8 protein-coding genes and 2 pseudogenes are annotated in these 9388 nt (G+C 52.3%); 8 read left to right on the top strand and 2 right to left on the bottom strand.

Translation table 11 applies throughout. The features are described from left to right. Positions 1-165 precede the first annotated feature (165 nt). Positions 166-888: an AraC family ligand binding domain-containing protein gene (locus tag CPT76_RS03310; protein WP_258168039.1), complete on the top strand. Its 723-nt coding sequence runs from the start codon at positions 166-168 to the stop codon at positions 886-888. Beyond that, positions 804-992 (top strand): helix-turn-helix domain-containing protein, encoded by a 189-nt coding sequence (locus CPT76_RS38800; protein WP_308737505.1) that lies wholly within the window; start codon positions 804-806, stop codon positions 990-992. Before CPT76_RS03310 ends, CPT76_RS38800 begins: the two co-directional genes overlap by 85 nt. Positions 993-1037: 45 nt before the next feature. On the opposite strand, the gene CPT76_RS03305 is transcribed toward CPT76_RS38800, so the two are convergent. Then, positions 1038-1757: a response regulator gene (locus CPT76_RS03305; protein ID WP_105441997.1), complete on the bottom strand. Its 720-nt coding sequence runs from the start codon at positions 1755-1757 to the stop codon at positions 1038-1040. Further along, positions 1732-3378, bottom strand: a complete 1647-nt coding sequence (locus tag CPT76_RS03300) for an ATP-binding protein (RefSeq protein WP_105441919.1) — start codon at positions 3376-3378, stop codon at positions 1732-1734. The genes CPT76_RS03305 and CPT76_RS03300 overlap by 26 nt, the downstream gene beginning before the upstream one ends. A 242-nt stretch (positions 3379-3620) precedes the next feature. Here CPT76_RS03300 and CPT76_RS03295 point away from each other — a divergent pair. The 6 genes and pseudogenes from CPT76_RS03295 (at position 3621) to CPT76_RS03275 (ending at position 9009) form a co-directional block, all read left to right on the top strand. After that, positions 3621-4656: pseudogene (locus tag CPT76_RS03295) on the top strand (tripartite tricarboxylate transporter substrate binding protein). A 76-nt stretch (positions 4657-4732) separates the two neighbouring features. Continuing rightward, complete coding sequence (locus tag CPT76_RS03290) at positions 4733-5194, top strand: tripartite tricarboxylate transporter TctB family protein (RefSeq protein WP_105441918.1); 462 nt, start codon at positions 4733-4735, stop codon at positions 5192-5194. 11 nt (positions 5195-5205) lie between these two features. After that, positions 5206-6732 carry a tripartite tricarboxylate transporter permease gene (locus CPT76_RS03285; protein WP_076175708.1) on the top strand — a complete coding sequence of 509 codons (1527 nt, stop codon included), beginning with the start codon at positions 5206-5208 and terminating at the stop codon, positions 6730-6732. 23 nt (positions 6733-6755) lie between these two features. After that, complete coding sequence (locus tag CPT76_RS03280) at positions 6756-7457, top strand: TerC family protein (RefSeq protein WP_105441996.1); 702 nt, start codon at positions 6756-6758, stop codon at positions 7455-7457. Positions 7458-7474: 17 nt separating this feature from the next. Further along, positions 7475-7639, top strand: a complete 165-nt coding sequence (locus tag CPT76_RS36525) for an HPr family phosphocarrier protein (protein ID WP_146116139.1) — start codon at positions 7475-7477, stop codon at positions 7637-7639. Continuing rightward, positions 7640-9009, top strand: a pseudogene (locus CPT76_RS03275) (NAD-dependent malic enzyme). The last annotated feature ends 379 nt before the right edge of the window (positions 9010-9388 follow it).

The raw sequence follows: 9388 nt of genomic DNA, 5'->3' as shown, positions 1-9388 counted from the left end.
AGGCATGTAAGCCATTACATCTCCCTCAAGCTTAGCCCGAATGGCATGGGAAGCAAATGGCTAAGATTAAGAGGGTTTTGCACAAAATTAAGGTGTTTTCGTAAAATGGGGATGATACAATGGCATTACATTAGACGACTATTTTCTATATAAGGAGGGTCATTTATGGCACAGGCCATGCAGCTCGGCGCACGGCTGCCGGAAGGGCTTCGGGTACATATCAGTCACGTCCAGCTCAAAAGCGGCTTTCCCGACTGGAACCGGGCCGAAGTCGCCCCGAGCTTCCACCGGCTCTATTACATTACTGAAGGCGAAGGATCGGTCGTCATCAACGGCGTGACCTATTACCCCAAGCCGAACCAGCTGATGATCATGCCTGCGGGGACGAGCCAGACGACCTACACGTCCAAGGAAAATCCATACACGCGGTATTTCTGCCATTTTGACGCCCAGGTAGGGGAGTGGCCCTTGTTCCATGCAGACAGCAAGCTCTATATCAGCGATGTCGGCGACCCGGAGTTTATTCGAAGTACTTTTAACGAGATGATCGGCCAATTTCAGGCGGGAGGTCCTTTCGCGGCCCTGCGCATGCAGGCGGGCCTGCTGCACATGCTGGCCTGCTGCCTGGAAGAAGGGGGATACACCGACTATTGGATCGATTTCATGCACCATACAGAAGGGAACAAGCTGGGCGGTGTGCTGCAGTACATCCATGACCATCTTCATGAACCGATGGAAATCGAAAAGCTGGCCGAGATCGTCCATCTGCATCCGAACTACTTTATCCCTTTTTTAAAAAAGCGATGGGCTGCACACCGATGCATTATGTCCAGCGCAAGCGTATGGAGGAAGCCAGACGCCTGCTTTCATTTACGAACGCACCCGTAGCGGACATTGCCGATCAGCTCGGAATGCAGCTGTCGCACTTTTCCCGGCAGTTCAAGGGGCATACCGGCATGTCGCCGACGGAGTATCGGGCGTGCACGCGGTAAGAATTATCCGATAGCAAGGAAAACCCGCCTGCTCCTGCAGACGGGTTATTTTTTGCTCCGGTATACGCGCTCGGGCCGTCCTACGACCCCATAGGACAGGTCGGCATAGACAATGCCGAACCCGACGAGATGCTCCAGATATCTCCGGCTGGTCGAGCGGCTGATGCCGATCCGTTTGGCCACTTGATGGGCGGTTAGCCCGTCGTTCACCGTCGAAATGGTTTGAACGACCTTTTCAAGCGTCAATTTATCGATGCCTTTGGGCAGGAAAACGTCGGCCGTATTCACAGGAAGCGGCTCCGCTTTGACGGGACCTGCGAGCAAGCGGTCTACATCGCTCTGGCCGATGCTGCCAGCCGTATCCAGCCGGGATAACTCCCGTTGAAATGCGGCATAATGCAGCAGCGTTTCCTTCAGCCTGTCGAAGATGAGCGGCTTCATGAGGTAATCGAACGCACCGCTGCGGATGGCTTCCCGGATCGGTTCGATTTCCCGGGCGGCGGTAATCATGATGACATCCGTGCTGCGGTAGTGCTGGCGGATGAACAGCAGCAGATCCAAGCCATTGGCTTGAGGCAGGTAGATATCCAGAAGCACCAATTGGGGCTCCAGGATTTCCAGCTGCGATTTCGCCTGCATTTCATCCGTGGCGATGCCGACAACTTTAAATCCCGGAACTTGTTCTACGAATCGCCTGTTTATCTCCGCGATTTTGGTATCATCCTCCACGATTAACACCTCAATCATTGGGTTTGGTTCGGACATTTCCATGAGAATGCTCCTTTCTGAATAGACCGGGTTGTTTGGGGATCGCCACCGTAAAGACCGTACCGCCGCCCGCCGTATTCCGATGGAACGTAATGTAACCGCTTAACTTATTGACCGCATGAACGACAAGGGCAAGCCCGATCCCGCGGTGTTCCCCCGGTTTGGTAGAGAAGCCCTTTTCATAGATCGTTTCTCCGATATCTTCCGGAATGCCGATTCCGTTATCCTCGCATTCGATGATCAGGTCCTCACCCAAATCTGTCAGGAACAGCGTGACTTCGCCTTTGGATTCGGAAAAGGCTTGCCGCGCAAGAACGGCTTCCATCGCGTTGTCGATCAAATTTCCGATAATGGTCACGAGCAGGCTGCGGTCCATATGGTCCGGGATGTCAGTGAACGTGCTCTCTGGATCAATCTCAAAGGAAAGCTTCAGCTCTTGGGCGTGATTGTACTTGCCGATCAGCAGCCCGCCGATGACCGGGTCCGGGATTTCCCTCATCACAAACTGAATCAAATGCTGGTGGACGTTCACTTCGCGGTTGATCAGGTCCACCGCTTCCTGGTAAGACTCCAGCTGGATCAGACCGGATATGACATAGAGCTTGTTGGAGTACTCGTGCGTCTGCGCCCGGAGCGACTCCGCAAAACGCTTGACCTGGGACAACTCTTCGGCCAGCCGGTATAATTCCGGCTTGCTGCGGAAGCTGGAGACCGCCCCGGTTAATTGATTGTTCATATCCATGATAGGAAGCCTGTTCACGATCACTTCATGGTCGCCGATCAGCATCTCCCGGTCGAACTCGGCTTCGCCGCTCCGGACTACCTCGAGCAGCCGCGTGTTCGGAAGGACGTCCTCAATATGTTTTCCCATGATCGCTTCATTCTCCGACAGATTCATCAGCTGAAGAGCGAAACGGTTAGCCATCGTAATGAAGCCATCCCGGTTAATGGCGATAATTCCTTCGCGGATCGATTCCAGGACCGCCTTTTTCTCTGTATACAGCGCCCCGATTTCCTTGGGCTCAAGTCCATGAATGGAACGTCTGACGCTGCGTGCGATCAGTACGGCTCCGCTTGCCCCGACAGCCAGACCGACCAACGAGACCAGCAATATTTCATTTTGGTACACGTCGTTTATCCGGTCAATGTTGTCGGTCAGAAAACCGACAGACACGATGCCGATCACCGTCCCGTCATCCGCAATAACAGGAGCCTTCCCGCGAACGGAAGGCCCCATGGAACCGGTGGCCTTGGACACGATCGAATGTCCCGCAAGTACCGGACCGTTGTCGCCGCCGACCATCGATTTGCCGATCCGGTCCGGCAGGGGATGCGAATACCGGATGCCTTCGCGGTTCCCTACAACGATATACTGGGCGCCGGTTTTGATCCGGACGCTTTCCGAAATAGGCTGGATTGCGGCCGAAGGATCCGGCTCAGTAAAGGCTTTTCTAATCTCCGGCAGGATCGCTAGAGTTTCAGCTACTTTTAGGGCGCGCTGACCGATCTGATCCTCGAAAATGTTTGTGATCACGACATAAAAAATACCGCTTAAGCTGAGGATGATAAAGGCAATCAGGGAACAGATGATCCAAATCAGTTTTGTCTGCAGCCGCATGTTGTACCGTGCGCCCCTCCGTTTTTTGCTTTTATTGTAGCATAAAGGCATTGAAAGGGCTTTCATATTATCGTGAACAAAATGAACAAAATGCCCATAATCGTGTTTTTAGATCTTATGTGCTTAACATTTGCTAAAGCTGCCGCGGGTGATATGCTGAGAACCACAAAAAGAAAGCGCATACATTGCGATGACACCAAGTTGATAAGGGTTTAGATGAACTTTTCGAAAGGGGTATCCAGATGAATAAAAAAATGATGAGCAAAACCTGGAAAGTGATACCTGCGGCCATTCTGGCGCTTAGTTTGGCGGCTTGTGCCAACGGGGGGAGCAGCAAAAGAGGGGACTTCTGCCAAAAAATCCAATTATCCCGACAAAGCATTAACGCTCGTGGCCCCATCGGGTGCGGGCGGGGGATGGGATATGACGGCCCGTACCATTGCGAAAGTATTGACCGAGACAAAGGCTGTCAGCAAAGCTATTACGGTTGAAAATAAACCGGGCGGAGGCGGCGCCGTGTTTATGGCCGAGTACGCGACCAAGGACAAGAAGGATGACTACAAATTGTTTGTCAGCTCTCCGCCGATCCTGATCAACAATTTAAAAAAGGAGGGCAATTCGCCATATGGATATCAGGATACGACGCCGCTGGCTCAACTGACAAAGGACTATGGCGCCATTGCCGTAGCGGCTGACTCGAAATACAACGATCTGAAGTCGCTGCTCGATGATTTGAAAGCCGATCCGACCAAGTTTACGATCGCCGGCGGATCGGCTCCCGGCTCTATGGATCATCTCGTATCCATTCTGCCGGCATTCAAGTACGGGATTGATCCCAAGAGCGTCAAGTACGTTTCTTACGATGGGGGCGGCGAAGCCATTACCGCACTGCTTGGCGGCAACGCCGATGTACTGGGTACGGATGCCTCGTCGCTTGACCAGTATTTAAAGGCCGGAAAAATCAAAGTGCTCGGCGTGGCCGCACCTGAACGTCTGGGAGGAAGCTTGAAAGACGTGCCGACGATGAAGGAGCAGGGAATTGACGCGGAATTCCTCATTTGGCGGGGGATATTCGGACCCAAGGAAATGAGCGCTGAAGCGAAGAGCTATTGGGATCAGGCCATCCAAAAAATGACCGAGACGAAAGAGTGGGCGGCCGAGATGACGGCGAACAACTGGGAAAGTGATTATAAGAACAGCGACGATTTCAAGGCTTTCCTGGCTCAACAAAATGATCAGCTGAAAGAAATGCTGACGGCACTCGGCATGCAGAAGTAACGGCTTAGGCCGTGCAGTGGCAGGGAAAGGGATGTGTACTTCCCTTTTCCCTGCCTGAAGAGGAGGCGTGAAGACTATGAATCATTCATTTGACCGCTATGCCGGCATCGTATTTTGTGCGATCGGCATCGCTTTTGTCATCGGAAGCACCAGCATATCGACAAGCGCCTATGGCAGCAACGTTGGCGCAAACATCTTTCCGATGTTTCTCGGCGCATTTCTTTCGCTGATGAGCATCAGGCTGATATATGAAACCTTCCGCAGGCAGCAGAAGCAGCAAAATCGGGAAAAGCTCGATTACAAGCGTTTCGGTATTATTTTTACGGCCGCCGTGCTGTACGCCCTTTTCCTGGAGAATATCGGATTCGTTATTTCAACGTTCCTGTTCCTGATGATCGGCTTTCAAACGATGCAGCGGGGCCGGATCTGGATATCGGTCGTGATCTCCGCCTGCTTTTCTTACGGTGTGTATTATCTGTATGTCAACGTGCTGGATGGTACCCTGCCCGGTTTTCCATCTTGGTTAGTCTTATTCTAGGGGGTTAAACAATGAGCACAGTTGAATATTTGCTGCATGGACTTGGGACGGCAATGCAGTGGCATAATCTGGTCTTTGTATTTTTTGGCGTCTTGATCGGCACCGTCGTTGGCGTGCTGCCAGGCATCGGTCCGATGAGCGGCGTGGCGCTGCTGATTCCGATTACCGCAACCATGACATCAGGCCTGAGTCCGGAAGAAGCGGCTACAAGTTCCATTATTCTGCTGGCTGGCGTATATTACGGCGCCATGTACGGCGGGTCCACGACCTCCATTCTGCTCAATACGCCGGGCGAGTCCTCGTCTGTCGTCACGACTCTGGACGGATATCAAATGGCGAAGCAGGGACGGGCGGGTGCAGCGCTCGCGATATCGGCCATCGGTTCGTTTGCCGCAGGCATTATCTCTTTGGTTGGACTCATCTTCCTGGCCCGCCCATTATCGGCTGTTGCTATCAAATTTGGCCCCGCCGAATACTTTTCGCTGATGGTGCTTGGACTCCTTGCGATCAGCGGCCTGGCCGGCAAATCGATGGTCAAGGCGCTGATGATGACGGCACTCGGCCTGCTTCTGGCGACGATCGGGATCGACAGCGTATCCGGCGTAGAGCGGTTTACCTTCGGGATTCCGGAGCTTTATCAGGGGCTGGAATTTTTGACGATCGCAGTCGGCATGTTCGCGGTAGGTGAAGTGTTCAAAACCATTTTGGAACGGGACCATAACGACGGAGAAATCGCAAAAATCAGCCGCATTCTGCCAACGAAGCAGGATATGAAGGACAGCGCCGCACCGATCGCGCGCGGTTCTATTCTTGGCTTCTTTATCGGTCTGCTGCCAGGAGCAGGAGCCATTCTCGCGTCCTTTTTTGCATATATTGTTGAAAAAAAGATCAGCAAGCATCCCGAGAAATTCGGGAAAGGCGCCATCGAAGGCGTAGCGTCGCCCGAATCGGCAAATAATGCGGCTTCCGGCGGGGCCATGATTCCACTGCTCAGTCTTGGGATTCCGTCTTCCGGTACGACGGCCATTTTGATGGGTGCCTTCATTATGTACAATGTGCAGCCGGGCCCATTGCTGTTTCAGGATCATCCCCAGCTGGCCTGGGGCGTAATAGCCAGTATGTTTGTCGGCAACCTGATGCTGCTGATTCTCAACATGCCGCTCGTCAAGCTGTTCGCCAAGGTGATCGAGACGCCTGCCAAGTACTTGATCCCTTTAATAATTGTCTTTTCGGTCTTCGGAGTGTACGCCGTTCAGTATTCAACGTTCGATCTTCTCTTAATTATGGGCTGCGGTGTGGTCGGTTATGTATTGTCCAAAAACGACTTTCCGCTCGCTCCCCTCGTCCTGGGACTTATTCTTGGACCGATGATGGAAAATAATATGAGGCGCGCACTGACGATTTCCAACGGTGATTTTATGATCTTCCTCCAGAAGCCGGTCTCCCTTGTGTTTCTGATCATTGGACTGCTGTGGATTACGATTCCGTTAATCCTGAAGCTGAAAGGCAGGAGAGTTCTTGTTAATGAGGAAGGCTAGGAAAGGAAACGGCACTTATGGATATGGAGTGGTTACTTCTAGGTCTATTAAAAATTATCGTCATTAATATTGTGCTGAGCGGCGATAACGCTGTCGTTATCGCTCTCGCCTGCAAAAACCTGCCGCCCGAACAGAGGAAGAAGGCGGTATTCTTCGGCAGCTTCGGAGCGATTGTGCTTCGCTTCGTACTGACCATTGCCGCCGTTTGGCTGCTGCAGATACCTTTTGTTCAATTGACAGGAGGCATACTGTTGCTCTGGATTGCGCTTAAACTCATGCAGGGTGAAGCCGAAGGGGGGAAGCTTGAAGGAAGCACCCGCCTGGCAAAAGCCATTAAAACGATTATGATCGCCGACTTGGTGATGAGCCTTGATAATGTGGTGGCCGTGGCTGGAGCGGCGTCAGGAAATTATCTCTTAATTGCCCTTGGACTTGCCGTCAGCATTCCGTTGATTATTTGGGGCAGCAGACTGCTGATGACTCTAATGAGCCGTTTTCCGGTTATCGTTATTGTTGGCGTTGCTCTTCTCGGGTACACGTCGGGTGAAATGATTCTAAAAGAAAAGAGGCTGGCCAATATCACGGATGCCTTGCCTCATGCGCTTCACACGATCATTCCACTGGTACTCGCCGTTGGGATTGTCCTGGCAGGCAGACTGCTGCAGCACTACCGTCAGATGCATGAATCCCGGACCGATGCAGGTACAAGTACCCCACAAAGATAAAGAACGGAGGTAAACACATGGGTGGTTTGGAGACCAAGGCAATTGTGGATATTAATCAGACGGCTAACCGGTTTACATCCAGTATCGTGCTTAAGGCCGGTGGCCGGGCGATCGATGCCAAGAGCATCCTCGGTTTGAGCTTTTCGCTGTTGAGCCGGGAACAGTATCAGCTTGAAATTTAAATGGACAAGGCCTCGGCAGCGTTTGGAAGAATTGCCATGGCTATCGGGGATTCAGGAGGAGATATAGTAGCTATTGATGTCAGCGGTACCGGTAAAGTAACGACGATCCGGGACCTGACGGTTAACATTACGGACACGGGGGCGAAGGATTTAATTGTCCGGGTGCTGAATAAGCTGCCCGGCGTGAAGGTTTTGCAGGTTTCCGACCAAACCTTTCTGATGCATTTGGGGGGCAAAATCGAAGTGACGCCGAAAATGGCCATCAAATCCCGGGATGATCTGTCCCGTGTCTATACACCCGGCGTTGCCAGCGTATGTATGGCGATTCATGAGGACCCGTCCCGTGCCCATACCCTTACCATCAAACGAAACACGGTTGCGGTGGTGTCGGACGGGAGCGCCGTGCTTGGACTCGGGAATATCGGCCCATTCGCCGCCATGCCCGTGATGGAGGGAAAAGCGATGCTGTTCAAGCAGCTCGCGGGGTGGATGCCTTTCCCATCTGTCTGGACTCGCAGGATACGGAGGAAATCATCGCGACGATCAAACGGATTGCTCCCGCATTTGGAGGCATTAATTTGGAGGACATTTCGTCTCCGCGCTGCTTTGAAATCGAGAGGCGGCTGATCGAGGAGCTGGACATCCCTGTGTTTCACGATGACCAGCATGGGACGGCCGTCGTGCTGCTGGCGGGCCTTTATAATGCAGTGAAATTGGTCGGGAAGAGACTTGAGGATTGCAAAATCGTTCTGTGCGGCATCGGCGCTGCCGGCATCGCCTGTACCAAGATCCTTCAAGCCGCCGGTGTTACGCGGATCGTGGGGGTGGATCGGGAAGGTGCCATCGTCCGCGGGAAAGAGTACACTCATGATGCCTGGCGTTGGTACGCCGAGCATACGAATCCGGACAAAGAGTCGGGAACCTTATCGGACGTGATTGTGGATGCTGACATTTTTATCGGTGTGTCGGGTCCCGGGGTTTTAAGTCGTGGGGATATCGGCAAAATGGCTCCCGATCCGATCGTCTTCGCGATGGCAAACCCAACCCCGGAGATTGCGCCGGAGGAAGCCGAAGGGATCGTCCGGGTGATCGCTACCGGAAGATCGGATTACCCGAACCAAATAAACAACGTCCTTTGTTTTCCGGGATTGTTCCGCGGCGTGCTCGATTGCCGGGCCTCCAGGGTGACGGAGGAGATGAAGATTGCCGCCGCCAAGGCCATTGCTTCCGTTGTCGGGGAGGATGAGCTGAACGAGCAATATATTATCCCTAGTGTCTTTAACCCCCATGTAGCAGAAAAGGTAAAAGAAGCCGTGGTTCAGGCAGCTTATGCTTCAGGTGTAGCTAGAAGAAGGGAGCGCGGTTTCTAAGCGATTATCGATTCCAGCTTATATGTATTGCGCGGCCGCGAGCGATCGCGGCTTTTTGTATAGTGGGGTACATGATGAAGTCGAAATCCCCAAAGAACGAATTCCTAACTTCAAATACTATTGCTATTTAGCTGGCTGGGAGGTGGACAGTAGAACATTTTAGTTACAAACTCAATTTGAGTTCCGTGTTATAAGGCGACCATGAAAATGGAATATTTTTCAGCTTGTTAAAAAAGTACTGACGTGGTACATTATAAATCCGGCCGCTGATAAGGCGCCGGCAAGCAAAAAAGAAAATTAAAAAAAGCTTGCAATTAAGAAGTGAACATGATATATTATAAGAGTTGCTGCTGAAACACTGGGCGGTAACAAAACGAAG

Origin of the sequence: Paenibacillus sp. AR247 (genome assembly GCF_002968895.1) — a bacterium.
GTDB classification, from domain to species: domain Bacteria; phylum Bacillota; class Bacilli; order Paenibacillales; family Paenibacillaceae; genus Paenibacillus_AQ; species Paenibacillus_AQ favisporus.
The sequence above is the reverse complement of the archived record's forward strand: the minus strand, read 5'-3'. Positions and strand labels throughout refer to the sequence as shown.